The sequence below is a fragment of the Budvicia diplopodorum genome (assembly GCF_009800925.1).
Lineage (GTDB): Bacteria > Pseudomonadota > Gammaproteobacteria > Enterobacterales > Enterobacteriaceae > Budvicia > Budvicia diplopodorum.
In genome coordinates this window covers 25,607-52,067 of record NZ_WOYF01000003.1, presented here as the reverse complement: position 1 = coordinate 52,067, position 26,461 = coordinate 25,607, and the positions used below count along the sequence as shown (strand labels likewise).

Sequence of the window (26,461 nt, the reverse complement as noted above, 5' to 3'; positions counted from 1 at the left end):
TCCTAAATGACAACAAATCAGGGTACCAGCGCTACTATTTTTTATGGTTAAGGATGAGGTAAAAAATGGACAATATGGCAAAGGCAGTTGTAACAAAAAGGTGGCATTACCTAAATTTACTCTCCTCTATCTCTCCGATTATGCAACCTGCTAACGTAGATTTTCTACAGCGCCCACCTCTAAAAAATAGCCCTGATGCTGTTAGTGTTGAGATGAATTTTAGCTGCCTTGATTATCTATATAAAATAAAAATTTATGGCCGAAATTTAATTTATCCCCGTTGGTTAACGCGTTGCATACGACACACCGATACTCATCATATTTTATTCATGAAAATACTGAACGAGCATTGTGACGTCTATTCGGCTCCTGATTAATAGCTGTTCTATAAATAATAAATAACGTATTGGGATAATTCTATTATCTCATTAAAGATATTCTTACATTTAAAATGGAATTAAATTATGAATAAAATCCCTCGTACTACTTATTCAAAATCAGCAGGAAGCGCTAAAAAAAATCATTTTTCCCACGCTTCTGCCTGCAAAAGCAACTCGATGTCTAGTACAACAACGAAAAGCCTGTTTAAGCTTAGCTACCTTTCCATTGTGCTTTCGGCTTCGCTCCTGAACGCAACGCCTGCCACTGCTGCCGATACGATCGTTGACGGTGGCCAAACCGTTACGGTTCCGGGAACACAGACTTCGCCTTGGAACCTTGGTAATAACTCCATTTACATTGGCCAAACTGGTAATGGTGCGCTCATCATTAACAATAGCGGTGTTGTTGAAAACAAGATGGCCTTTATTGGTGATGCTGTTGGTTCGACGGGCCGCGTTGAGGTGTCCGGTATTGGGTCTCAGTGGAATAACAGCACTAAACTCTATGTTGGTCATTCCGGTAATGGTTCGCTAGCGATTAACGATGGCGGCGTTGCTAGCAGTTATGATGGCCATATCGGCCATATGGCCGGTTCGACGGGCCTTGTCGAGGTGTCCGGTACTGGGTCACAGTGGAATAACGACTACTTTCTCTACGTTGGCTACGCCGGTGATGCCTCGTTAACGATTAACGATGGTGGCATGGTTAGCAGTAACGGTAGCGTGATTGGTCTCGAGGAAGGCTCATCAGGTATTATCTCGATATCCGGCGTTGGTTCGCGGTGGAATAATCAACGTGAAGTCCATATTGGCTATGAAGGTAATGCCAAGCTCACGGTTAGTGATGGCGGTTTTGTTAGCAGCTACTTTAGCGTAATTGGTAACGAGGAGGGTTCATCAGGTATTGTCTCGATATCCGGCGTTGGCTCTCAGTGGAATAATCAACGTAAAATCTATATTGGTTATTACGGAAATGGCTCACTGACCATTTCCGATCGGGCAGAAGTTTCTGCTGGCCCAGTATATATGGCTGTTGGCTCAACCGGTGTTGGTACCTTAAATATAGGTAATGGAAATCAGTCCGGTACCTTTAATGCGGAGAGTATCACCGGCGGTGACGGCTCTGCAACGGTCAACTTTAACCATACTGACGATATCGACTTTTCACCGCCGATGTCGGGCTTTTTAACCGTTAATCAGATGAATCAGGGTACGACAACGCTGACCTCTGCTAACGATTATGCGGGCGTGACTACCGTTAGTGCCGGAACGTTGAAAGCCGGGGCAGCATGGGCGTTCAGCGCCGCATCCGATTTTACCGTGAAGAGTGCCGGTCAGTTGAATTTGGCCGGTTATGACCAGGCGGTCGCTAGCCTGAATAATAGCGGCATAGTGAGCTTTAACGGGGCGCCCGGCGCTGTATTGACCGTATCCGGTGATTATACCGGTAATAACGGCTTACTGAATTTCAATACCGCGCTCAGTGATGACAGCTCCGCGACCGATAAACTGGTGGTTACCGGTAATACTGCTGGCGTTACTCGGGTTAGCGTAACCAATGTCGGTGGCAGCGGCGCAGTTACCTTAAACGGCATTGAACTAATACAGGTTAATGGCACTTCTGGCGGCGAGTTTGTTCAACAGGGCCGTATCGTGGCCGGTGCTTATGATTACTCTTTGGTACGCGGGGCGGATGTTAATGCCGGTAACTGGTATCTGACCAGTAAAGCACCAGAGTCTACGCCGAACCCTACTCCAGAGAATAACGATCCCCTGCTCAGACCTGAAGCGGGCAGCTACCTAGCCAACATGGCCGCAGCCGGTAAACTGTTTAATCTGCGCTTAGAAGACCGTGAAGGTCGGGCAGAAAACTCCAGCATGTGGCTGCGCCAGCAGGGTTCGCGCACCAAGTTCAGGGACACCAGCGGTCAGATTAAAACCGCCACCAACAGCTACGTGGTACAGGGCGGCGGTGAAGTGGCTGAAACCCGGTTTACGGACGCTGACCGTTTAGGCGTTGGCCTGATGTTAGGCTACGGTGAGGCTGACAGCCAGAGCAGTAACCGTCACAGCGGTTATCACTCGAAAGGCAAGGTTGACGGCTACAGCGCCGGGGTTTACGCCACCTGGTATCAGGATGCGAAAACGCTAAACGGCGTTTACGTTGACAGCTGGGTGCAGTACAGCTGGCTTAACGGTGAAGTGCACGGCGAGCAGCTATCGGGCGAGCGTTACGATATCAACGGCCTGAGCGCATCGGTAGAAAGCGGCTATCGGATCCCGGTTTATCAGAGTGAGAACGGTGCCGTGTTTGTGACCCCTCAGGCCCAAATAATCTGGAGCGGCATCAAAGCCGATGACCATACGGAGACCAACGGTACTCGCGTCACATCTGACAGCAACAATAACGTTCAGACCCGTCTGGGCGTCAAACTATCGCGTGATGGCGTGAGCAATATGGACAAGAACAGCGACAAACTGTTTACCGTGTATGCGGAAGCGAACTGGCTGCATAACACCGAGCAGGCGGGTGCCGTCATGGACGGCGTGACGATGAAACAGGCTGGAAATAGCAACGTTGGCGAACTGAAGCTGGGGGCCGAAGGCCAGCTGAATAAACACGCCAATCTGTGGACTAACGTAGCCCAGCAACTGGGTGATGATGGCTACAGCGACACGTTGTTAACCGTTGGATTTAAATACACGTTCTAACAGGTCTGACATACCGGCCCGCAGTTATCCATTGCGGGCCTTCATACTATCCACGGCCATGGTTTATATTTCATCCGGATAAGAGGTGTGGAACATATGGAAATCAAACCGAATCCTTGCTGTCACTACTGTGAAGACAAGAATCATGTTTGTAAGCACGGAAAGTCCAGATCGGGAATGGTGCGTTACCTGTGTAAGGCCTGTAATCGATCCTTTCAGACCACTTATATTTATCAGGGCAATGAAGCAGATATACACCGGTTAATCCAGAAACTGCTGGCCGAAGGGAAAAGTAACGTTGATATAGCTGGCCAGCTGGGCATTAAGCTGAATGTGATTAGCCGACATATTTGTATGTTGGCCAATGAGAGTGAGCGGTAATTTAACCGTAATCTGGGCGAGTACAGCTAAATTAGACTCAGTCTGCAAGGTTGAAGTTTAGAACCGGGGCCTGCGCCCACAGAATCAAAGAAACCAGAGGCTAAAAAGCCCGCTTAACCATTCTCTTAACCATGAATGATAAACGTACCTAAGAAGAACAAACAGACAAACAGCGGCAGTGAAAGGAGCAGCATTTCAAGCACTCTGAGCACCGGATTAAACGTCGACTCGGCAGGAAGACGGTACAGCGCAACGGCATTAAGAACCACAGCGACAAAGCCCAATACGCCAGCGACAAATACGTCGACAAACAATACGCTCAGCGTCCACCCGAGCTCATCAGTGACCAAACCTGCTGCCAGCAGTTTTTGATGTTGAATCCACTGCCATAAAAATAGCACGGCAGGAACCAGCACCGACAACACGCCAAATACCCAAGAAATTCTTCTTAACATCACAATGCCTTTTAATTCCGTACGGTTGAAAGCATAAAAACAAAAATGGGTATCCGCACCAGCAACAGTACCTCACCGCGACCTTTGATTTAGAAACTTGGTTCCGAAAAATTATCGGGGCTACTATAGCAATTAATCAATTGAGGTAAATACCCAATAAAGGCAAGTCGTGCCAAATCGGCTCAACAATTTTTATACTTTTTTTACACCTTTCAAAACTATTTTATCAACATCTTTGCACCCACCCGCCTAGTCTGGAGGCATCCAAACTGGCCGCCTCCGGAGGCATATCATGAGTATTAGCATTATCGCCGGTGTGTTATTCGTCATTCTGTTACTCGGCTACTTAGTGTATGCCCTGTTTAACGCTGAGGATTTCTGATGAACGCAACCCTGTTTCTCACTATTACGGTTTTTCTCGCCGTACTACTGATGCTAGCGCTCACCTTGAGTAAGCTGCTGGTTAAACTGATCGAAGGCGAGCCAGCCTATGGCCTGTTGCGTATAGAAAAAAAACTGTGGCGCGGCTGTGCGATTAAACAAAAAGAGATGACCGGCTTTCAGTACGCGCTGGCTATCATTGTATTCAATCTGTGCGGGCTGGTTGTGCTGTTTATCTTGCTGATGGCCCAGTCAGGGCTACCTCTCAACCCGCAACAGCTGCCAAATATGTCATGGGACTTAGCCTTCAATACCGCCGTCAGCTTTGTCACCAACACCAACTGGCAGGCTTACAGTGGAGAAAATACCCTAAGCTACTTCAGCCAAATGGTCGGGCTGTCAGTGCAGAATTTCTTGTCGGCCGCCACCGGTATTGCCGTAGCCTTTGCGCTAATCAGGGCGTTCGCCCGCCACTCATCGCAAACTATCGGCAACGCGTGGGTAGACTTAACCCGCATAACGCTTTACATACTCCTGCCGCTGTCGCTGATTTTGGCCCTCTTTTTCGTCAGCCAAGGCGTATTACAAAACGTCAGCCCTTACCTTCACCTGACGACCCTCGAAGGTTCACATCAGGTACTGCCGATGGGGCCGGTGGCATCACAGGAAGCCATTAAGCTACTGGGCACTAACGGCGGCGGCTTCTTTGGCGCAAATTCCGCCCATCCGTTTGAAAACCCTACCGCGCTGAGCAATATGGTGCAGATGTTGGCCATATTCTTGATCCCTTGTGCACTGTGTATGGCCTTTGGTCGGGCAGTTGGAGACAGTCGGCAGGGCAACGCCCTGCTATGGGCAATGTCGATCATTTTTGTTATCGCCGCCGTTGTCGTGGTTTATGCCGAGCTTAATGGCCCGGACTATTTCACTCAGCTAGGGCTAGACGGCCGGTTCAATATGGAAGGCAAGGAGTCGCGTTTTGGTATCATCGCCTCCTCGCTATATGCCGTCGTCACTACCGCCGCCTCCTGTGGCGCTGTGAACGCGATGCATGATTCATTTACGGCGCTGGGCGGGATGATGCCGCTGTGGCTAATGCAAATTGGCGAAGTGGTATTTGGCGGCGTTGGCTCAGGGCTCTACGGCATGCTGCTGTTTGTGCTTCTGACCGTATTCCTGTCGGGCCTGATGATTGGCCGCAGCCCTGAGTATCTGGGCAAAAAAATCGACGTGTTCGAAATCAAAATGACCGCACTGGCGATTTTAGTCACCCCAACGCTGGTGTTGCTTGGTACGGCGCTGGCGCTGGTTACCGACGTGGGCAAAGCGGGCATTCTTAATCCCGGCGCTCATGGTTTTACCGAGGTGCTTTATGCCTTTTCATCCGCCGCCAACAACAACGGTAGCGCTTTTGCCGGGCTGAGCGTCAATACCCCGTTCTACAACCTGACGCTGGCCGTCATCATGTTTCTCGGCCGTTTCGGCGTCATTATTCCGGTTCTTGCTATTGCCGGTCGGCTGGCCGCGAAAAAACGACAGCCGGCGGGAAATGGCACCTTACCGACCCAAGGCCCGCTGTTTATCGGCCTGCTGGTTGGCACTATTTTACTGGTAGGCGCGCTGACCTTCGTTCCGGCTCTGGCTTTAGGCCCGATCGCTGAATATCTCCAGTTCTGACAGAAGAGACAACAAAATGACTCGTCAACAACGCGCAATTTTTGAACCCGCATTACTACGCACCGCGCTGAAAGAGGCGTTCAAAAAGCTAAGCCCGCGCACCCAATGGCGCAACCCGGTAATGTTTGTGGTCTATTTGGGCAGTATTATTGCCACCGTGATTTGGCTAACGATCTTAGCGGGTCAATCTCAGGGCAGCGCTCTTTTTACCGGTAATATTGCCCTGTGGCTATGGTTTACCGTTCTGTTTGCTAACTTTGCAGAAGCAATGGCAGAGGGGCGCAGTAAAGCACAGGCGCAAAGCCTGAAGGGCGCTAAAAAAACCAGTTGGGCTAATAAGCTGGCTGAGCCACGGCTGAATTCACCGTCTGAAACCGTCAGCTCCGAGAGCCTGCAAAAAGGCGATATCGTGCTGGTCAAGGCTGGCGATATCATTCCCTGCGATGGGGAAATCATTGAAGGAGGCGCCTCGGTCGATGAAAGCGCCATTACCGGTGAATCCGCACCGGTGATCCGTGAATCCGGCGGCGACTTTTCTTCCGTCACCGGCGGCACGCGAATTTTGTCTGACTGGCTGATTATCCAGAGCACGGTCAATCAGGGTGAAACCTTCCTCGATCGGATGATTGCCATGGTTGAAGGCGCGAAACGCCGCAAAACGCCAAATGAAGTGGCGCTGACCATCTTGCTGATTGCCTTAACTATCGTATTTTTATTAGCCACGGCGACAGTCTTCCCCTTCTCTCTGTTTAGCGTGGAAGCGAATGGCTCTGGCACCGGCGTATCGATAACTATCCTGATCGCCCTGCTGGTCTGTTTGATTCCAACCACCATCGGCGGCCTGCTTTCCGCTATTGGCGTCGCGGGAATGAGCCGGATGCTGGGCGCTAACGTGATTGCCACCAGCGGGCGCGCCGTTGAAGCCGCCGGTGACGTAGACGTTTTGCTGCTGGATAAAACCGGAACCATTACGTTGGGCAACCGTCAGGCTTCAGAGTTTTTACCCGCTCACGGCGTAAAAGAGCAAGAGCTGGCCGATGCCGCACAGCTTGCTTCACTGGCGGATGAAACCCCAGAAGGCCGCAGCATTGTGGTACTGGCTAAACAGCGTTTTAACCTGCGCGAACGAGACCTCAACGCACTGAACGCCACCTTCATTCAGTTCTCTGCCCAAACCCGCATGAGCGGCGTCAACGTTCAGGGCCGCCATATTCGTAAAGGCGCCGTTGACGCTATTCGCAACTATATGGCCTCCAATAAGGGCCAGTTCCCGGCAGAGGTTAACGTTCTGGTCGAGCAGGTTGCCCGTACCGGCGCAACTCCGCTGGTGGTTGCCGAAGGCAATCGGGTGCTGGGCGTGGTCGCACTGAAAGATATTGTCAAAGGCGGTATTAAAGAACGCTTTGCGCAGCTACGCCTGATGGGCATAAAAACCGTGATGATCACCGGTGATAACCACTTAACCGCTGCTGCCATTGCCGCCGAAGCCGGGGTCGATGACTTTCTGTCTGAAGCAACGCCCGAAGCGAAACTGGCCCTGATCCGTCAGTATCAGTCTGAAGGCCGCCTGGTGGCGATGACCGGTGACGGTACCAACGACGCTCCCGCGCTGGCACAGGCCGACGTTGCCGTTGCGATGAACTCGGGAACTCAGGCGGCCAAAGAGGCCGGGAATATGGTCGATCTGGACTCTAACCCAACTAAACTGATTGAAGTGGTGCACATCGGTAAACAGATGCTGATGACCCGGGGATCGCTGACCACGTTCAGCATTTCCAACGACGTGGCTAAATACTTTGCCATTATTCCTGCCGCGTTTTCAGCAACCTATCCACAGCTGAATATTCTCAACGTTATGTATTTGACATCGCCCTCATCGGCCATTCTGTCTGCGGTAATATTTAACGCACTGATTATCGTATTTCTGATCCCGCTGGCGCTGAAGGGCGTGAGCTATACCGCCATGTCGGCAGCGGCGCTGCTGCGCCGTAATCTGCTAATTTACGGACTTGGCGGTCTGGTGGTTCCTTTTGCCGGTATTAAACTGATCGATATGCTGCTGACCTTGTTAGGTCTGGCTTAAATGGGAACCAACATCATGAGCTACTTACGCCCGGCCTTTGTACTATTGATATTAATGACGTTGGCTACCGGAATAGTTTATCCGCTGGCCGTTACTGGCTTAGCACAGCTATTTTTCCCGGCGCAGTCCTACGGCTCGCTAATAACCGCCAATAGCCAAGTGGTCGGCTCCGCCCTGATCGGTCAGAACTTTACCCGGGCGGACTATTTCCACGGACGACCGTCGGCAACCGCCGAGATGCCTTATAATGCATTAGCGTCCGGCGGTAGTAACCTTGCTGGCAGCAACCCGCTGTTAAAACAAAGGATCGCCAGCCAGATTCAGCAGATCCGCCACGATAACCCGGCTCAGTCCGGCCCGGTTCCCGTTGAGCTGGTAACCACATCGGCCAGCGGCTTAGACCCGCAAATCTCACCGCAGGCGGCATACTATCAGGCCAACCGTGTTGCGCTGGCCCGCGAGATTCCTGTGGACAGAATAAACCAACTGATTAAACTGAATACGTCAGAACCCTTTAACGTGCTGGGTGAACCGGTCGTTAACGTGCTGCAGCTCAATCTGGCGCTGGATAATGAAACCAAAATCAGACAATGAGGATACGTATGTCGGATAACCAACTTCAGCGGCCAGACCCGGATAAGCTACTCGCTCAGGTTGCCGAAGAGACCCGCGGTAAGCTAAAAGTCTTCTTTGGTGCCTGCGCTGGCGTTGGGAAAACGTATGCGATGCTACAGGAGGCCCAGCGGCTTCGAGCTCAGGGGCATGACGTGGTCGCAGGCGTGATTGAAACCCATGGTCGCAGCGAAACCGCCGCCCTGCTTGAGGGGTTAGAGGTACTTCAGCTCAAGCGTATCAATATCCAAAACCGTCACGTCAGAGAATTTGATTTAGACGCTGCGCTAGCCCGCCATCCGGCGGTTATCCTGATCGACGAACTGGCCCACACCAACGCCAGAGGTTCTCGCCATCCTAAACGCTGGAACGACGTTGAAGAGTTGCTCAACGCTGGCATCGACGTTTTCACCACGGTTAACGTTCAGCATCTGGAAAGCCTGAACGATATCGTTGGCGGTATTACCGGCATTCGGGTTCGTGAAACCATTCCTGACCGGATATTTGACGATGCCACTGACATTATTCTGGTGGACATTCCCCCTGACGATCTGCGCCAAAGGCTCAACGAAGGCAAGGTGTATTTACCCGGGCAGGCCGAGCGGGCCATTGAACACTTTTTCCGCAAGGGTAACCTAATCGCTCTGCGCGAACTGGCCCTGCGGCGCACCGCCGATCGGGTGGACGACCAGATGCAGGCTTTTCGTAAAAGCGGCGATGGAGAACGAGTATGGCACACCAGAGACGCCATATTGTTGTGTATCGGTCGTCATAGCGGTAGCGATAAGCTGGTGCGAACGGCAGCCCGCCTTGCGGCTAAGCTTGGCTGTATCTGGCACGCGGTGTATGTCGAAACGCCTCGGTTACATCAAATTCCTAAAGACCAGCGTCGGGTAATTCTACGCTCCTTAAAGCTAGCTCAGGAGCTAGGAGCCGAAACCGCAACCCTATCCGATCCTTGTGAAGAGCAGGCCGTTTTACGCTATGCCAGAGAGCATAATTTAGGCAAAATCATTATCGGGCGCCGCAGCGAACAGCGTTGGAAGCTGCACAAAAGCTTTGCCGATCGATTGGGCAAACTGGGACCAGACCTCGATCTGGTAATTATCGCCGTAGAGGAAAACCCCGCGCCTCTTCATAGTGGAGAGATTGACGCCCGCCCGTTTAGCGAAAAATGGAAGTTAGAAATTCAGGGCTGTGCGGTGGCACTGGTGCTGTGTGGTCTGATTACCATGCTGGCACACTGGCAGCTACCGATGTTCGATTTGGCCAATATCGTGATGGTCTATCTGCTGGGCGTGGTGATAGTGGCATTATTTTACGGCCGCTGGCCATCGGTATTAGCCACCGTCGCCAACGTCGCCTGCTTTGACCTGTTTTTCGTCCAGCCCCGCTGGTCTTTTTCCGTCACGGATATGCAATATATTGTCACCTTCGGCGTTATGCTGATGGTCGGCTTAGTGATCGGTAACCTGACTGCCGGAGTTCGTTATCAGGCTAAGGTTGCCAGAACCCGCGAACAGCGCGCTCAGCATATGTACGAAATGTCTAAAATGCTCAGTCGGGCGCTGACCGTTGAAGATATCGCCAAGAGCAGCAGCTACTTTATTTCCAGCAGTTTTAACGCCAAAAACAGCCTGCTGCTGCCCAATGAGCGGGGCATTCTGACCCCCGTTAACGTCGACAGCCACAATATCGTCAACGTTGACAGCGCCATCTCCCTGTGGTGTTTTGATAAACGCTCGCCGGCCGGTTCCGGTACCGATACCCTGCCCAGCGTTCCTTACCAACTTCAGCCATTAATCAGTCAGAATAAAACCTTCGGCGTTTTGGCCATTGAACCGGCTAGCCTGAGGCAGTTAATGATCCCCGAACAACAGCGGCTATTACAAACTTATACCGTTCTGATTGCTAACGCGCTGGAGCGGCTTGATTTAACCAAAACGGCCGAAGCGGCTAAGCTGGATGCCGACAGAGAGCAGCTTCGTAACTCACTTTTGGCCGCCCTGTCCCATGATTTACGTACACCGTTGACAGTCCTGCTGGGCCAGACAGACATTCTGGCGTTTGGCCTCAAAGCCGCCCGTTCAGAATATGCACCTCAGGCGGAGAAAATCCGCCAATATGTACTGAATACCACTCAGTTGGTCAACAATTTGCTCGATATGGCGCGCATTCAGTCGGGTGGGTTTGCGCCCAAAAAGGAGTGGCAGTCGCTGGAAGAAATTATTGGCAGCGCCTTACATACGCTAGATAACCTGCTGGATCAGCATCAGGTTAATATTGACCTACCGCCGGACCTGCCGCTCATTAACTGTGACTCATCGCTGATTGAACGCATTTTTCTTAACCTGCTGGAGAATGCGGTTAAGTATGCAGGAGAACGCGCTATAATCGGCATCAGCGCTCATGAGCAGCCTAACCATAAGTTTATTGAAGTTGAGGTTAACGACAACGGTGGCGGAATTATCCACGGGCAAGAGCGGGCTATTTTTGATAAGTTTTCCCGCGGCAATAAAGAGTCCGCCATTCATGGTATCGGGTTAGGTTTAGCGATTTGTCAGGCTATTATTAAGCTACACGGTGGTACTATACGGGCAGAAAATGGCCCCAACGGCGGAGCCCGTTTCTACTTTACGCTGCCGTTAGAGCCCCAACCCGAGCTGATAACCGGAATAGAAGAACAATGACCCAACCGTCACCGGCCATATTAATCGTTGAAGATGAAAAAGAGATCCGCCGCTTTGTGCGGGCCGCGCTAGAGCATGAGAACTGCCGGGTGTTCGAAAGTGAAACCTTGCAGCGTGGATTAATCGAAGCCGGAACCCGTAAGCCCGATCTGATTATCCTCGATCTTGGCCTGCCGGACGGCGACGGTTTAGATTTTATCCGTGACCTGCGCCAGTGGAGCTCCATTCCGATTATTGTACTGTCGGCCAGAGTCTCGGAGGAGGATAAGGTCAGCGCATTAGACGCCGGGGCCGAAGACTATCTGGTTAAGCCGTTTGGCGTTAGCGAACTGATGGCCAGAGTCAGAGTTGCCCTGCGCCACCGCCCGAACTCAGCTCAGGAAGATCCGATAATTACCTTTTCCACTATCAGCGTCGATCTAATTAACCGTCAGGTTATGCGTGATAGCGAGGCGATCCACCTGACACCGATCGAATTTCGCCTGTTGTCTGAACTTCTGGCCAACCCCGGAAAAGTGCTGACCCAGCGCCAGCTGCTCAACAGCGTATGGGGGCCGAACAGTACCGAACACGGTCACTATCTACGTATCTATATGGGCCACCTGCGGCAAAAGCTGGAACAGGATCCGAGCCGTCCTCGGCATTTGATTACTGAAATCGGCGTTGGATATCGGTTTATGCTTTAGGCCGGTTGACCGCAATCACGGTTATATTGGGTTAACATCTCTCCCGCCAGCTCCCCGATTCGCTTAATCGCCCAGCTATAACGCTGGTCAAACGGGTAACAGCAGGATAAACGGAATACATGGCTATACCGGCCGTTAGGTGAAAACAGCACGCCCGACATCCAGCCAATGTGAAAATCAGGCGCTAACGTTTTAGTAAAGCTGGTACAAAATATTACTCAAGCACTCCGCGCCGTATGGCATTACCAATGCCGTCGGCTAGCTGTTGGTATAGCGTCGCTTCATTGTCGGAGGGTATCATCAGTTAGTCTCTGGGCTTTCAGTTCGATAGAATAAAATTAGTACAACTGTATTCATCTAAAAATATATTTTCTGTATTTGTTACCCAGTGAATTTCCCCTCTACTATATTTAAATATTTTATTAGTTAGCGCAGGAACAACGATGCCCGATATTGCCCTGATTAGTTACATCATTGTGATGAGTATTACCCCCGGCCCCAATAATTTGATGCTGGCGACTTCCGGTGTAAACTTCGGCCTAAAGCGCACGCTTCCGCATTTGGTCGGAATTAGCCTCGGTTGTGCCGTTTTATGCCTGTGTATTACCTTTTCTCTTAGCACCATCATTACCCATATTTCAGCCATCAGGCTGCCGCTGGCAGTGTTTGGCTGTCTGTACCTACTGTGGCTGTCATGGAAAATTTGGCTGTCGGGAAGCCCGGTAGGACGTGAACACGCCGCGCCAATGACGCTGGTCGGTGCGATGCTATTCCAGTGGGTAAATCCTAAAGCGTGGCTGATGCTGATTAACGCGGCCATTTTGTTCACGGCGAAAGAGGGTAATATCATCAACAGCACTCTGCTGTTATCGGGCTCCTTTTCCATTATTGGCTTTCCCTGCGTTTACGTTTGGGCATGGATGGGCGATAGGCTACAGCAAACGCTACGGGTCGGCTGGCGGCTTAGGGTGTTTAATGGCCTGATGGCCGGATCGCTGGCGATTACCGCGGGCTGGCTGCTGCTGGATGAGTGGCGAACGTTTCGGGCGTTGGTATAAGGAGCACAGAACAGGCTGGAGAGTAAAAGCATTGAGTAATACCAATTGAGCGAATCTGCTGATTAAACCAAGAGCCCGATCAATTATCGGAAAGACGCTACGTTTGTCTGTTTTTAGCTATATTTTCCAAACCTGACAGAGGTACACTCTGTGCTTCAATTTTACCGGTGTAAGAGTTTTCCGCCCATGGCCATTTTGTTTCCACTGTTTGCCGTCATCATCTGGGCTATCAATGCGATAGTGAATAAGCTGTCTGCAGGGGCCATTGACCCGGCGGCCATCTCCTTCTATCGCTGGGCGCTGGCAGTGGCAATTCTGACTCCTTTTATTCTTCCCGGCGTTATCCGCAACAGAAAGACCGTGTATCTGAATCTGGGAAAGCTGTTGATACTCGGCCTGCTGGGCATGGCGCTTTACCAAAGTCTGGCCTATTACGCGGCTTACACTATCAGTGCACTGACTATCGGAATATTTGTGTCGTTAATTCCGTTACTGACGGTGTTAATCAGCGTTGCCGTACTGCGCGTTCCGCCAACGCTGGGCACCGTTCTTGGCGGCATTCTATCTTTTAGCGGTATCGTCTGGTTAATCAGCGCGGGTAATCCCGGCCAGTTATTGCATATGGGCGTGGGTAAAGGCGAGCTGATGATGCTGGCAGCCGCTATCTCTTATGCGCTATACGGCGTGTTAACTAAGCGTTGGGCTATCCCGTTAACCAGCTGGCAGTCGCTGTACGTGCAGGCATTCTTCGGTGCGCTAGCGCTGCTGCCTAACTTCCTGATGACGGCGGACGTTTCACTGAACGCCACCAATATTCCGCTGGTGCTGTATGCCGGGATTCCAGCGTCGATACTTGCGCCGTACTTTTGGATCCTCGGAGTAATGAAGCTGGGAGCCAACAAAGCCGCACTATTTATGAATCTGGCACCGCTGTTTACCGCAGTGATTGCCATCAGCGTTTTACACGAACCATTGCACAGCTATCATATTATTGGCGGCGGGGTGGCATTGATTGGCGTGATTCTGGCCCAGCGATTACGCACGCCTATAGGCAAGAGAAAGCCCTAGGCTCTCGATAGCAATAGAACGCTGCGGGGTAGCCGATCGGCGCTACCCCGACAAATCAGGTTTTCCCGTTTATATTCTCATCTATCAGGCTTCTCAACGCCTCCGGCGACATCGCCGGTCGGGTGCGGTGGATCATCGCATGGCAGTTCGGGCATAGCGGGCGAAGATCGGCAACCGGATTGACTTCATAATCATCGGCAATCAGTGAGAGCTCTTTCAGATGGTGAACGTGAATAAAGCCTCGCCCGACTTCACCATACGCCTTGGCAAAATCAAAATGGCAAACGTAACAAACGCAGCCGTAATAATCGATGCACGCCGTTCTGACCGTTGGATTACGCTCATAGCCGCTGACTAATACCGACCTGACCGAGCCTTCACGATAATATTGTGCACTGACGTCGTCGGGGTAATGGGTTATCGAAAAATCGCTAACCGGAACGTGAATTCCACCCCGATCGCTGATGAATTCCTCACTCAATACGTGGCCTAACTTAGCAAGAAATTGGCTTAGCTGCCGCTCAAGATCGTTGTACATTGAGGTATTGGGATCTAACGGAGAGAACCATTGCTCAAGCACATTAACCGTATCTAAAGCCTTATCAATATAGGTTAAGCCGTCATGATTAAAATCAGCATCCTGATACTCAATAAATTTTCCCGGAGCAAAAACGCCGGCATCAGGAAAATAGTACCAACGCTCAATATGGCTTAACTGGCTAAAAATACGTGATTCTTGGTATTGCAAAACCGCTGAAAAACGAATGGCATTATCCTGTGCCTGGCCAAATTGGGTAATCAATGCCAAAACCATCTCCAATGGAATATCGATAAAAGGGGGCCAATATTCAGCAGCGGTGAAAGATTGTCAAATTCAATTAAATGGGTACCGGTCAGGAAGCGTATGATAATCGCTATAATTACGTACGAGAACGCAGTATTATCATACGTCACTGATTTAATCGGTTTGTCCATGCCCTACAACAGAAGCGGTACGTTATGAACTTCAACATTATGATTAATGGCCGGATACAGGTAGGAATAGACTTCGAGGTATTACAGGAAGCTATTGCCGGGCTATATGATGATATTGATAGTTTTATCGTTCTCGAACCACAAACGCCAATCGGTGGGTCAATCTATTTACAAGCCGCTCTCGACGGCAATCAATATATGATTGAAACTCGGGTAATGACGGATAATAACTTTATTCACTACCGTTATATAACCACCGATCTCAATGAAGTGGTTACGATTTTTACCGACTATTACCGCAAACACCGGCTGACAAATTTGGACAGTTGGTTAGACGCCACGAGTGAATTCTAAAATACCGCCAGACAAATATAGTCCGATCTTCAGGCAGCCATTAATCTGACTGAATTAATCCGCCGCCTGAATCACCCATTCTTAAGACTAACCCTGCACCGGTGCTGGCACCGCGTTAGCCCAATCGGCTTCGGGATCGTCCATCACTACCTGATGAACGCCGCCGGCAAACTGAGCCTGTAGCAATTCATACTGTTCCTGTAGTTCACTAATCGGATGTATCCAGTCATGGAGGTAGTAAATCGCCTGAACTTTAGCCTGTAGCATGGATTTCGTGCAGTCGAAGCAGGGGCGCAGCGTTGAATACACCACGGAACCTTCAACCGGGTTGCCAAAGCGGGCCGCTGAAATAATCGCGTTCTGCTCAGCGTGAACGCAGATACACACGTCATAGCCGACGCTGGCTTTATACGCCTCACGCTCCCGGCAGCGAACGCATCCACCGTCGGTACAGTTGGTTATTCCTTCCGGCGTACCGTTATAACCGGTCGAAATTATCCGGTTATCTTTCACCATTACACCACCCACTTTGCGACCGAGACAGTTGGCTTTCTTACGTACGGCCATCGCAATATTCATGTAGTACTCATGCCTTTCCATACTGTCGCTCCAGAGGGGGTAATAAATTGAATTAGTTGATATCTGCCGCTGATATCGCCAGAAAACTAAGCTTGGGCCACAATATACCAGCCAAAGTAGCGCTTTTCTATTTTGCTATACAGAGAAAGAGTTGGTTTTACCACAACAGGCTTTAATCGTCAGTTGGCCCGTGCTCAGATCTACGTTTTGTCCGGAAATTAGTTCTATCTAATTAATACTTCAATATATTCGTCGGTGAAATTGAGGCCAAAAAAAAGCTCTACGGTTAAATAGAGCTCTTTATACTAAGTTTTTAGCCATGGCTAAAATCAGAACGGAATGTCGTCATCGAAATCCATCGGTGGTTCATTTCCACCCTGCGGCGCTGCCGGAGCGCTGCTAGGAGCCGGACGTGAAGCCTGACCTTCCGCCTGTGGCTGCTGAGGCTGGCCCCAACTGCCCTGCTGCTGTGGCTGACCGTCTGGTGCTCCGCCGCCCTGACGCCCGCCTAACATTTGCATCACGCCGCCAATGTTAACCACAACTTCAGTGGTGTAACGATCTTGACCGGCCTGATCTTGCCATTTACGAGTTTGCAGTGCGCCTTCAATGTAGACCTGCGAACCTTTACGCAAATATTCACCGGCTATTTCAGCTAATTTGCCAAAAATAGCAACGCGGTGCCATTCGGTGCGCTCTTTCTGCTCACCGGTTTGCTTATCACGCCAGCTTTCGGAAGTCGCGATAGTAATATTCGCTACGGCACCACCATTAGGCATATAACGAATTTCCGGGTCTTGCCCCAGATTTCCGACAAGAATTACTTTATTGATGCCTCTGCTGGCCATATCAATTCTCCTGAATGAGTAAAGGTCTACGATTTTTAATCTAACGATTGTAGCATGGCAATAGGCGATCCACACTACTGTAGAAAGATGGAATTTAGTGCACAAATTTTATTACAACATGAACATGATTGCATCATAATACTGTATATCCATTCAGTTTATTTTATGCCATAATTTCTAGTTCCGTGTCGGAAATAACTTAAGGCCTGTAGAAATGGATAAGATCGAAGTCCGGGGCGCCCGCACCCATAATTTAAAAAACATTAACCTGATTATGCCTCGCAACAAGCTGATTGTTGTCACAGGCCTGTCGGGTTCAGGTAAATCATCATTAGCGTTTGATACTTTATACGCTGAAGGGCAGCGCCGTTACGTCGAATCACTGTCAGCTTACGCGCGCCAGTTCCTGTCTCTGATGGAAAAACCCGACGTAGACCATATTGAAGGTCTTTCTCCGGCAATTTCTATCGAGCAAAAATCAACCTCTCATAACCCGCGCTCTACCGTGGGAACCATCACCGAAATTCATGACTATCTGCGTCTGCTGTTTGCCCGCGTGGGTGAGCCTCGCTGCCCGGAGCACGATATTGGGCTAACGGCTCAAACGGTCAGCCAGATGGTTGATAAAGTGATGGGATTACCTGAAGGTAATCGCTTAATGTTGCTGGCCCCGATCGTTAAAGATCGCAAAGGCGAGCACGTTAAAACGCTAGAGAATTTGGCCAGTCAGGGCTATATCCGCGCCCGAATTGACGGCGAAGTCTGCGATTTATCCGATCCGCCAACGCTGGAACTACAAAAGAAACACACCATTGAAGTGGTGGTTGACCGGTTTAAAGTGCGTGAAGATCTGGCCCAGCGTTTAGCCGAATCTTTTGAAACCGCATTAATGCTGTCCGGCGGCACCGCCGTTATCGCCGATATGGACGATTCAAAGGCTGAAGAGCTGATGTTCTCCGCTAACTTTGCCTGTCCGGTGTGTGGCTACAGTATGCGTGAGCTGGAACCCCGCCTGTTCTCGTTCAACAACCCGGCCGGTGCCTGCCCGACCTGTGACGGCTTGGGCGTTCAACAATTTTTCGACCCTGAGCGCGTAGTGCAAAACCCCGAGCTTTCGCTGGCCGGTGGCGCTATTCGCGGTTGGGATCGCCGTAACTTTTATTACTTCCAAATGCTGCGTTCGCTGGCTGAGCACTATAAGTTCGACATCGAAGCGCCGTTTGGATCTCTGCCAGACAATATCCATAAAGCGGTATTGAGCGGTTCCGGCAAAGAGACGATTGAGTTCAAATACGTTAACGATCGCGGTGATACTACCGTGCGTAAACACCCGTTTGAAGGCGTGTTGCACAATATGGAACGCCGCTATAAAGAGACCGAATCTTCCGCCGTGCGCGAGGATCTGTCTAAATTTATCAGCAACCGTTCTTGCATGACCTGTAAAGGTACGCGCCTGAAAGAAGAAGCCCGCCACGTTTTCGTTGAAAACACCACATTGCCGGAAATTTCTGAGCTCAGCATTGGTGATGCACTGAAGTTTTTTGGCGCACTTTCGCTGGAAGGCCAGCGCGCACAGATTGCCGATAAAATTCTGAAAGAGATCGGCGATCGGCTGAAGTTTCTGGTTAACGTAGGCCTGAACTATCTGTCGCTGTCCCGCTCTGCCGAAACCCTGTCCGGCGGTGAGGCTCAGCGTATCCGCCTTGCAAGCCAAATTGGTGCAGGGCTGGTCGGCGTGATGTATGTGCTGGATGAACCTTCGATTGGCCTGCATCAGCGTGATAACGAGCGCCTGCTGGAAACCCTGATTCACCTGCGCGATCTGGGTAATACGGTGATCGTCGTTGAACACGACGAAGATGCGATTCGCGAAGCTGACCACGTGATTGATATCGGCCCGGGTGCCGGCGTTCACGGTGGCCATGTGGTTGCCGAAGGTACCGTTGATGACATCATGAAGGTACCAGAATCATTGACCGGCCAGTACCTGTCGGGCAAACGCAAAATTGCCATCCCGCAGCAGCGAGTAGCGGCAGATCCAACCAAAGTGCTTAAAGTCATCGGTGCAACCGGCAATAACCTGAAAGACGTCACGCTGACGATACCGGTTGGCCTGTTTACCTGTATTACCGGCGTTTCCGGTTCGGGTAAATCAACGCTGATTAATGACACGCTTTACCCTGTCGCTCAGCGCCAGCTAAACGGTGCTGCCGAAGGGGAAGTTGCCCCTTATAAAGAAATCACCGGCATGGAGCACTTCGATAAAGTTATCGATATTGACCAAAGCCCGATTGGCCGAACTCCGCGATCTAATCCGGCGACCTACACCGGCATTTTCACCCCGATCCGTGAACTGTTTGCCGGCGTACCTGAATCCCGTACTCGTGGCTATAATCCGGGCCGTTTTAGCTTTAACGTTAAGGGTGGCCGGTGCGAAGCATGTCAGGGCGACGGCGTGATTAAGGTCGAAATGCACTTCTTACCGGATATCTACGTGCCTTGCGATCAGTGTAAAGGTAAACGCTATAACCGTGAAACGCTGGAAGTGAAGTACAAGAATAGAAGCATCCATGAAGTTCTGGATATGACGGTAGAAGATGCCCGTGAGTTTTTCGATGCGGTGCCTGCGCTATCGCGTAAGCTACAGACGTTGGTGGAAGTTGGCCTGTCTTATATTCGTTTGGGTCAGTCGGCCACCACGTTATCAGGCGGTGAAGCACAGCGGGTTAAGCTAGCCAAAGAGTTGTCGAAACGCGGTACCGGCCAGACGCTGTATATATTGGATGAACCAACCACCGGCCTGCACTTTGCCGATATCGAACAGCTACTGACCGTGCTTCATCAGTTGCGGGATCAGGGTAACACTATCGTGGTGATTGAGCATAATCTGGACGTAATTAAAACTGCTGACTGGATCGTTGATTTAGGCCCTGAGGGCGGTAGCGGTGGCGGTGAAATTTTAGTTGCCGGTACGCCAGAAACCGTCGCGAAATGTGAAAATTCACATACTGCGCGCTTCCTAAAGCCGATTCTGGCTAAGGGTTAGGCTAAAAAGCTAAACGGGATAAACCAGTTAGTATGGTTTATCCCGTTTTAGATTGATGACAAACCCAACCGTTAACTATTTAGTCTTAAAAATATAATCCTAGGCCCGGTGCACGCTATACTCAAAAACGTCGCCCCTCGGCCGCTCGAAAAAGCTAATATTTCGACGTGCTTTTCGCGGACGAAACTTACGCGGCAATCCAATTAAACTACATTGTCAGCAGCCAGAACGCACACAGTCTATAACGACCCGCTCAGCGTAAGCTGTACCTTCTTGGGCAAGGTCTTTAAAACTTCTTGATAAGAGATATCAATCATCTGGTGGACAAACGCCTCATCCAGCAGCCCGTCAAGAAACAGCGTATTCCAGTGCGCTTTATTCATATAATAACCGGGGATCACCTCTTTATTGGCATCCCGCAGCTGCTCTGCCAGCGCCGGCGGGCATTTAAGCGTAATGATCGGACGATTATCAAAGTCGCCCAACAGAGCAAACATTTTGCCAGATACTTTAACCCGATCGGCTTCCCACGTGGCTTCATAATCATGCACCGAACCCAGCTTTGTTAAACAATATTCAATCAGCGTTTCGTGATTCATATTTTTTCTCATTATTTAAATAAATTTATTTTACTTTATTAATTTAATTAGCCGCGATTAAAATTAAATTAAAATATATCCACCTAATTTGGGTTATACACTATTTAGATCAAAATAAAATTGAGGAAGTTAGATAGTATTAAAAATGTGCAAACGCCGAAATTATTGACGCACGCTCATCCGATCTAAAATTAAACTCCAGATAAATTAATCTAATTAGTGATTAACTTCACATTTGTACGACATAGCACGCTAATGAATCTGGTTATAACAAAGAAAAAGAAATATAACATGGCCTAGATGTAGGTTATCAGACCGACATCTTTGTTTTGCCAGCAAGAGAATAAGCTGACGGCTTGCTTCGTGGTACATCAGACAGTAAAGCTGCTATAACCACTTTATAACGTTTAACTTTAAACCATAAAAATTACTATTTATGTTTTGCCTCAGTACATAGATAAAACAAATATAACAACCTGTAGGCCATCTGTTCAGGCTAACCCCACGGTCTGAGCAATATTCCTCTCGTTTTTCATATTCTTATTTTTATTATTCCAACAAGACAGATAGTTAAGGCATACTTATATGATAAATAACTCTCAAACTATGGGTCAAGATACAGAATTACTGACGTTACAGCCTAAGAAAGCACTCTGGAAAGGCCTTGGTTTTCAAATTGTCGTTAGCATGATCCTTGGTATTCTCGTCGGTTTTATCTGGCCTGAATTTGCCACCAGCCTGAAAATTCTCGGTGATATTTTTCTGCGTTTAATCAAAAGTGCAGTGGCACCGCTCATCTTCCTGACGGTAGCCCTCGGTATTGGTTCCACCGGAGATATCAAACAGGTCGGTAAAGTCGGGCTTACGGCCCTCATCTACTTTGAAATCGTTTCTACTATTGCCATCCTGTTTGGCTTTGGGATGGGCGAACTGTTTAGCGTCGGCAGCGGTACCGTTCTTACCAATGGTGCAGTTAACGCTCAGGCGACAAGCTTAATCCAGGCTTCCCACGCCGCACCTCAATCTTTCGGTCAATTCTTTCTGGGAATTTTTCCCGATAGCTTTGTTGGCGCCTTCTCCAGCAATAATCTGCTACAGGTTCTGGTTCTGGCGCTGATGTTTGGCTTTGGTATCTTGCTACTGAAAACCAAAGAGAGAGAAGTGGTTGAAAACGCGCTGAATTTTGTTGCTAAAGCATTCTTCAAATTTATTCATGTGATCATGCTGTTAGCCCCGATTGGTACCTTTGGCGCTATCGCCTATGCGGTAGGCAGTAACGGTGTCGATATGTTGCTCAAGCTGACCTATCTGGTACTGGCCTTCTATGCCACTTTACTGCTGTTTATTGGCGTTGTACTGGGTAGTATTTGCGCCATGTTCAAACTGAATCTGTTTAACATCATCCAGTTTATTAAAGATGAGCTGTACATTACTTTCGGTACCGCTTCATCGGAAAGCGTACTGCCGCGATTGCTGGAGAAATTGCCTACATATGGCATCACCAAACGAACCGTTGGGCTAGTGCTTCCTACCGGATACGCATTCAATCTGGACGGCACCTCAATCTATATGTCGATGGGCGTTATCTTTCTGGCTAATGCTTACGGCGTTTCGCTAAGTATGGAACAGCTACTCGGTATTTTACTGATTATGTTACTGACATCTAAAGGTGCGGCGACGGTGTCCGGCGGTGCGTTTGTTGTATTTGCTGCCACCATAACCACAACCGGCATACTGCCGTTGGAAGGCGTAGCCGTCATGTTTGGTGTTTACCGGTTTATGTCTATGGCGCTGGCCACCACCAATATTATCGGTAATGCCGTGGCCACCGTAGTGGTCGCGAAAATCAACGGGGAATACGATCCTACGCTACGAGCCAGACTGGAAGCTGAAGAATAGAGCCATTCTGAAGGGTCTCAGCAGGAACAATGTAAAAATCCCGCGTTCAGATAAACTACTGAACGCGGGATTTCGCTTTATTGGCTACTTATCTATTTCAATCTATGGCCGATCAATCTTATTTACTATAGAAGTAGGTGCTATCAATGTATTTGGTTGAAACTCTGGCGGTCAGCTTAGTAATCAGTTCATAGGCAATAATGCCGGTATGCGCCGCTATTGTCTCAACCGGCAACTCCGGCCCCCAGATAATCACTTCATCGCCCACTTTGTCAGTGGCATCCGGTCCTAAATCGACAGAAATCATATCCATCGAAACCCGACCCACCAGCGGCACCTGACGCCCGTTAACTAATACGGGCGTGCCGGAAGGAGCACTGCGCGGGTAGCCATCACCATAGCCAATCGCCACCACGCCTAAACGGGTATCCCGTTCACTGATCCAGGTTCCACCATAGCCAACGGGCTCACCGGCTTTATGCTCGCGAACGGCAATCAGACTGGCTTTGAGCGTCATTGCGGCCTTAAGGCCAAAGGTATCGGCGTGTGAATCGGCCAGAGGAGAAACGCCATACATAATAATGCCGGGGCGGATCCAGTCGCGATGGGCGTCGGGCCAGAGTAAAATACCGCCGGACGCCGCCAACGACTGTAGCCCCGGCTTACCCGCAACAAAGGTATTAAAGCAGTCAATCTGTTTGAGAGTGGCGTCAACTTCTGGCTCATCTGAACGGCTAAAGTGGCTCATCAGATTCACCGGCTGAACCACATTTTCACAGGCGCTCAGGCGCTGATGAAAAGCATCGGCCTGTTCAGGGCGAACCCCTAAGCGATGCATACCGGAATCCAGTTTCATCCAAACGCGAACGGGACGGTCTAAATCGGTTTGCTCTAACGCTTCCAGCTGTTCAATGTTGTGTACCACAGTTTCGATATTATTCACCGCCAGCAGCGGTAAGTCTTCGGCGCAAAAAAAGCCTTCTAACAGCAGAATGGGTTTTATCACTCCGCCTGAACGCAGCATCAGCGCTTCTTCAATTCGCGCAACGCCAAAGCAGTCGGAATCAGGTAATGCGTGTGCAACATCTAATAGACCGTGCCCGTAACCGTTGGCTTTAACCACCGTGATAATACGGCTTTTGGGCGCCATTTCACGAATTCTATGCAGGTTATGTTTCAGAGCACCGCGATCGATGACAGCCGTTGCCGAGATCATTTCTATTCCTTGGTTATGACATTATTGCTACGTGGGTAGCCCTCAAAAACCGGTAAATACCCACGGATTGGTCTTTTATTTTTATAATATGATTGTGAAGTGTGTATGAATTAGTGACGTCATATAACCGATGGCTACCGGTTCAGGCCACGTTATTCATCGTCATACTGTGGACCGCCGTAGTTATCAAACCGCGACCACTGACCCTGAAACGTTAGCCGAACGGAACCGATCGGGCCATTACGCTGTTTACCTAAGATAATTTGAGCAACGCCTTTCTCTTCGCTGTTCTCGTTATACACTTCATCGCGATAGATAAACATAATCAGGTCGGCATCCTGCTCGATAGAACCCGATTCACGTAAGTCGGAGTTAACCGGACGCTTATCGGCCCGCTGCTCCAGGCTACGGTTCAGCTGTGACAGGGCAATAACCGGCACCTGAAGCTCTTTTGCCAGCGCTTTAAGCGATCGGGAAATTTCGGCGATTTCCAACGTACGGTTGTCCGACAGTGACGGAACGCGCATCAGTTGAAGATAGTCGATCATGATCAGACTAATGCCGCCGTGCTCACGAAAAACGCGACGGGCGCGGGAACGCACTTCCGTCGGCGTCAGGCCAGAGGAGTCATCAATATACATATTGCGCTTTTCGAGCAGAATGCCCATGGTGCTGGAAATTCGGGCCCAATCTTCGTCATCCAGTTGACCGGTACGAATTTTGGTCTGATCAACCCGGGAAAGCGACGCAAGAATACGCATCATAATTTGTTCTCCGGGCATCTCCAGACTGAAGATTAGCACCGGCTTATCCTGCATCATGGCTGCGTTTTCACACAGGTTCATGGCGAAGGTGGTTTTTCCCATTGACGGACGAGCCGCAACGATAATCAAGTCAGACTTCTGGAACCCGGCGGTCTTCTTGTCAAGATCGACAAAACCGCTGGATACGCCGGTCACACCATCGTGGGGGCTTTGATAAAGCTGCTCGATGCGGGAAACCGTGTCTTCGAGAATCTTATCAATGCTTTTCGGGCCTTCATCCTTATTTGCCCGGCTTTCGGCTATTTGGAAAACCCGCGATTCGGCTAAATCCAGTAAGTCTTCGCTGGTACGGCCCTGAGGGTCATAGCCTGCATCGGCAATCTCATTGGCAACGGAAATCATTTCACGAACAACGGCGCGTTCGCGAACGATATCGGCATAAGCGCCGATGTTTGCCGCACTTGGCGTGTTTTTAGATAGCTCAGCCAGATAAGCGAACCCACCGACCTGATCCAGTTCACCTTTCTGCTCAAGTGATTCTGATAGGGTAATCAGATCGATCGGTTTGTTCAGCTCCAGCAAACGCTGCATTTCAGCGAACACCGTCCGGTGCGGGCGACTATAGAAATCGTTAGCCGCCACGCGTTCTGAAACGTTATCCCACCGTTCGTTGTCCAGCATTAAGCCGCCGAGTACGGACTGTTCGGCCTCAAGGGAGTGAGGCGGCATTTTCAGCCCTTCCATTTGGCGGTCTACAGGCCGTTGTTCTGAACGGTATTTTTGCTTATTTGTAAAAGGTGTTTTGCCAGACATGGGATTGTTAGCTATCCAGATTGCGATTAAAAATTAACAATGCTCAGTATACTCGATGATAGCGGCCTACCCAACGATCAACGTCGCTGCTATGCTAAATTTAAATAAGATTTATATAAAAATGCCTCACTCCGGAGATAAAACAATGGCTAAGCGTATTGAGTTTGCTGTTCACGGCGGGCCCGAAGTACTGCAATATGTTGATTACACGCCCAGAGATCCTGCACCAAACGAAATTTTAGTTTCCAATATTACTATCGGCATTAACTATATCGATACCTACGTACGCAGCGGTTTATACCCGCCGCCGCATCTTCCCTCTGGTTTAGGTACTGAGGCCGCAGGCATTGTTGAAAAAGTGGGTTCTGGCGTAACGCATATTAACGTCGGCGATCGGGTAGTCTATGCACAGGCTCCGTTGGGAGCATACAGCGAATATCACTGCGTGCCGGCCGACAAGGTCGCCAAGCTGCCTAATGCTATCTCTTATGAACAGGCCGGTTCGTCGTTTCTCAAAGGCTTAACGGTTTATTACCTGTTTCACCTTACCTATAGAGTGAAACCCGGAGAGATTATTCTGTTTCACGCCGCTGCCGGTGGCGTAGGCCGCATAGCCTGCCAGTGGGCAAAAGCCTTAGGCGTGAAGCTTATCGGCACCGTGGGTTCTGCAGAAAAAGCGGCTCAGGCTATGCAAGACGGAGCGTGGGCCACGATTAACTATCGGGAAGAAAATATCGCTCAGCGGGTTCTCGAGCTGACGGACGGAGAGAAAGTCAACGTCGTTTATGATTCCGTGGGTAAAGCAACCTGGTTAGATTCGCTAGACTGTATTAAGCCTCATGGGCTTATGGTTAGCTTTGGTAATTCCTCCGGTGCGGTGATCGGCGTTGATCTCGGCATATTAAACCAAAAAGGCGGTCTGTTCGTCACTCGCCCTTCCCTTGGCCACTACATTAATACCAAACAGCTGCTTCAACATGCCGCGAATGAGCTGTTTTCGATGGTAGCCAGCGGGGCCATCAACGTTAACGTCGCGGTTGAACAACAGTTCCGACTGAAAGAGGCTGTTCGGGCCCATCAGGCGTTAGAAAGCCGTTCTACCACAGGTTCTAGCCTGCTCATTCCTTAATATTGTTGCGCCGCAGGTGATAAAACTTCGGCGCATGTTTATCATGGTCCCCTATT

Annotated in this window: 21 protein-coding genes and 1 pseudogene; 14 read left to right on the top strand and 8 right to left on the bottom strand. The window is 49.9% G+C overall.

The window, feature by feature from the left end; translation table 11 throughout:
- The first annotated feature begins 557 nt into the window (after positions 1-557).
- Together GVI43_RS04240 and GVI43_RS04235 are read left to right on the top strand one after the other, a co-directional pair.
- Positions 558-3,092, top strand: coding sequence for an autotransporter family protein (locus GVI43_RS04240; protein WP_159565511.1), 2,535 nt, complete (start codon positions 558-560; stop codon positions 3,090-3,092).
- A 96-nt stretch (positions 3,093-3,188) separates the two neighbouring features.
- A complete protein-coding gene (locus GVI43_RS04235) occupies positions 3,189-3,473 on the top strand; it encodes an IS1/IS1595 family N-terminal zinc-binding domain-containing protein (protein ID WP_159565510.1) in 285 nt (94 codons plus the stop codon).
- A gap of 125 nt (positions 3,474-3,598) precedes the next feature.
- Here GVI43_RS04235 and GVI43_RS04230 read toward each other — a convergent pair whose 3' ends face one another.
- On the bottom strand, positions 3,599-3,928 hold the full coding sequence (locus tag GVI43_RS04230) for a 1,4-dihydroxy-2-naphthoate prenyltransferase (RefSeq protein WP_159565509.1): 330 nt from the start codon (positions 3,926-3,928) through the stop codon (positions 3,599-3,601).
- Positions 3,929-4,220: 292 nt separating this feature from the next.
- Here GVI43_RS04230 and GVI43_RS04225 point away from each other — a divergent pair, with 292 nt between their 5' ends.
- From GVI43_RS04225 to kdpE, 6 genes are read left to right on the top strand one after another with little or no spacing between them, the layout of a single operon-like run.
- Complete coding sequence (locus tag GVI43_RS04225; protein WP_159565508.1) at positions 4,221-4,310, top strand: K(+)-transporting ATPase subunit F; 90 nt, start codon at positions 4,221-4,223, stop codon at positions 4,308-4,310.
- On the top strand, positions 4,310-5,986 hold the full coding sequence (gene kdpA, locus GVI43_RS04220; protein WP_159565507.1) for a potassium-transporting ATPase subunit KdpA: 1,677 nt from the start codon (positions 4,310-4,312) through the stop codon (positions 5,984-5,986). Before GVI43_RS04225 ends, kdpA begins: the two co-directional genes overlap by 1 nt.
- Positions 5,987-6,002: 16 nt before the next feature.
- Positions 6,003-8,069, top strand: coding sequence for a potassium-transporting ATPase subunit KdpB (gene kdpB / locus GVI43_RS04215; RefSeq protein WP_159565506.1), 2,067 nt, complete (start codon positions 6,003-6,005; stop codon positions 8,067-8,069).
- A gap of 15 nt (positions 8,070-8,084) precedes the next feature.
- Positions 8,085-8,663 carry a potassium-transporting ATPase subunit KdpC gene (gene kdpC / locus GVI43_RS04210; RefSeq protein WP_159565505.1) on the top strand — a complete coding sequence of 193 codons (579 nt, stop codon included), beginning with the start codon at positions 8,085-8,087 and terminating at the stop codon, positions 8,661-8,663.
- 8 nt (positions 8,664-8,671) lie between these two features.
- Positions 8,672-11,371 (top strand): two-component system sensor histidine kinase KdpD, encoded by a 2,700-nt coding sequence (gene kdpD / locus GVI43_RS04205; protein ID WP_159565504.1) that lies wholly within the window; start codon positions 8,672-8,674, stop codon positions 11,369-11,371.
- Positions 11,368-12,057 carry a two-component system response regulator KdpE gene (gene kdpE, locus GVI43_RS04200; RefSeq protein WP_159565503.1) on the top strand — a complete coding sequence of 230 codons (690 nt, stop codon included), beginning with the start codon at positions 11,368-11,370 and terminating at the stop codon, positions 12,055-12,057. Before kdpD ends, kdpE begins: the two co-directional genes overlap by 4 nt.
- Here the strand turns inward: kdpE and GVI43_RS15850 are convergent.
- Positions 12,054-12,275, bottom strand: a pseudogene (locus GVI43_RS15850) (hypothetical protein); the annotation flags it as partial. The gene kdpE and the pseudogene GVI43_RS15850 overlap by 4 nt on opposite strands.
- Positions 12,276-12,500: 225 nt before the next feature.
- On the opposite strand from GVI43_RS15850, the gene GVI43_RS04195 reads away from it, so the two are divergent.
- Both GVI43_RS04195 and GVI43_RS04190 read left to right on the top strand, forming a co-directional pair.
- Positions 12,501-13,115 (top strand): LysE family translocator, encoded by a 615-nt coding sequence (locus GVI43_RS04195; RefSeq protein WP_159565502.1) that lies wholly within the window; start codon positions 12,501-12,503, stop codon positions 13,113-13,115.
- Positions 13,116-13,301: 186 nt separating this feature from the next.
- On the top strand, positions 13,302-14,183 hold the full coding sequence (locus GVI43_RS04190) for a DMT family transporter (protein ID WP_159565501.1): 882 nt from the start codon (positions 13,302-13,304) through the stop codon (positions 14,181-14,183).
- Positions 14,184-14,238: 55 nt separating this feature from the next.
- Here GVI43_RS04190 and GVI43_RS04185 read toward each other — a convergent pair whose 3' ends face one another.
- On the bottom strand, positions 14,239-14,991 hold the full coding sequence (locus tag GVI43_RS04185; protein ID WP_159565500.1) for an HNH endonuclease: 753 nt from the start codon (positions 14,989-14,991) through the stop codon (positions 14,239-14,241).
- 191 nt (positions 14,992-15,182) lie between these two features.
- Here GVI43_RS04185 and GVI43_RS04180 point away from each other — a divergent pair, with 191 nt between their 5' ends.
- Positions 15,183-15,512: a hypothetical protein gene (locus tag GVI43_RS04180; protein ID WP_159565499.1), complete on the top strand. Its 330-nt coding sequence runs from the start codon at positions 15,183-15,185 to the stop codon at positions 15,510-15,512.
- 87 nt (positions 15,513-15,599) lie between these two features.
- On the opposite strand, the gene GVI43_RS04175 is transcribed toward GVI43_RS04180, so the two are convergent.
- Both GVI43_RS04175 and GVI43_RS04170 read right to left on the bottom strand, forming a co-directional pair.
- Positions 15,600-16,112, bottom strand: coding sequence for a deoxycytidylate deaminase (locus GVI43_RS04175; protein ID WP_159565498.1), 513 nt, complete (start codon positions 16,110-16,112; stop codon positions 15,600-15,602).
- A 308-nt stretch (positions 16,113-16,420) separates the two neighbouring features.
- The gene (locus tag GVI43_RS04170) at positions 16,421-16,939 is read right to left on the bottom strand and encodes a single-stranded DNA-binding protein (protein WP_159565497.1); all 519 of its coding nucleotides are present in this window, start codon (positions 16,937-16,939) and stop codon (positions 16,421-16,423) included.
- Positions 16,940-17,153: 214 nt separating this feature from the next.
- On the opposite strand from GVI43_RS04170, the gene uvrA reads away from it, so the two are divergent.
- Positions 17,154-19,985, top strand: coding sequence for an excinuclease ABC subunit UvrA (uvrA, locus tag GVI43_RS04165; RefSeq protein ID WP_159565496.1), 2,832 nt, complete (start codon positions 17,154-17,156; stop codon positions 19,983-19,985).
- Positions 19,986-20,224: 239 nt separating this feature from the next.
- On the opposite strand, the gene GVI43_RS04160 is transcribed toward uvrA, so the two are convergent.
- Complete coding sequence (locus tag GVI43_RS04160; RefSeq protein WP_159565495.1) at positions 20,225-20,584, bottom strand: MmcQ/YjbR family DNA-binding protein; 360 nt, start codon at positions 20,582-20,584, stop codon at positions 20,225-20,227.
- 585 nt (positions 20,585-21,169) lie between these two features.
- On the opposite strand from GVI43_RS04160, the gene GVI43_RS04155 reads away from it, so the two are divergent.
- Entirely contained in the window at positions 21,170-22,483 is a 1,314-nt protein-coding gene (locus GVI43_RS04155; protein WP_246201509.1) for a cation:dicarboxylate symporter family transporter, read from the top strand.
- A 118-nt stretch (positions 22,484-22,601) separates the two neighbouring features.
- Here GVI43_RS04155 and alr read toward each other — a convergent pair whose 3' ends face one another.
- Together alr and dnaB are read right to left on the bottom strand one after the other, a co-directional pair.
- On the bottom strand, positions 22,602-23,699 hold the full coding sequence (gene alr, locus GVI43_RS04150) for an alanine racemase (protein WP_159565494.1): 1,098 nt from the start codon (positions 23,697-23,699) through the stop codon (positions 22,602-22,604).
- 152 nt (positions 23,700-23,851) lie between these two features.
- Entirely contained in the window at positions 23,852-25,276 is a 1,425-nt protein-coding gene (dnaB, locus tag GVI43_RS04145) for a replicative DNA helicase (protein WP_159565493.1), read from the bottom strand.
- A gap of 145 nt (positions 25,277-25,421) precedes the next feature.
- Here dnaB and GVI43_RS04140 point away from each other — a divergent pair, with 145 nt between their 5' ends.
- On the top strand, positions 25,422-26,405 hold the full coding sequence (locus GVI43_RS04140) for a quinone oxidoreductase (RefSeq protein ID WP_159565492.1): 984 nt from the start codon (positions 25,422-25,424) through the stop codon (positions 26,403-26,405).
- Positions 26,406-26,461 lie beyond the last annotated feature (56 nt).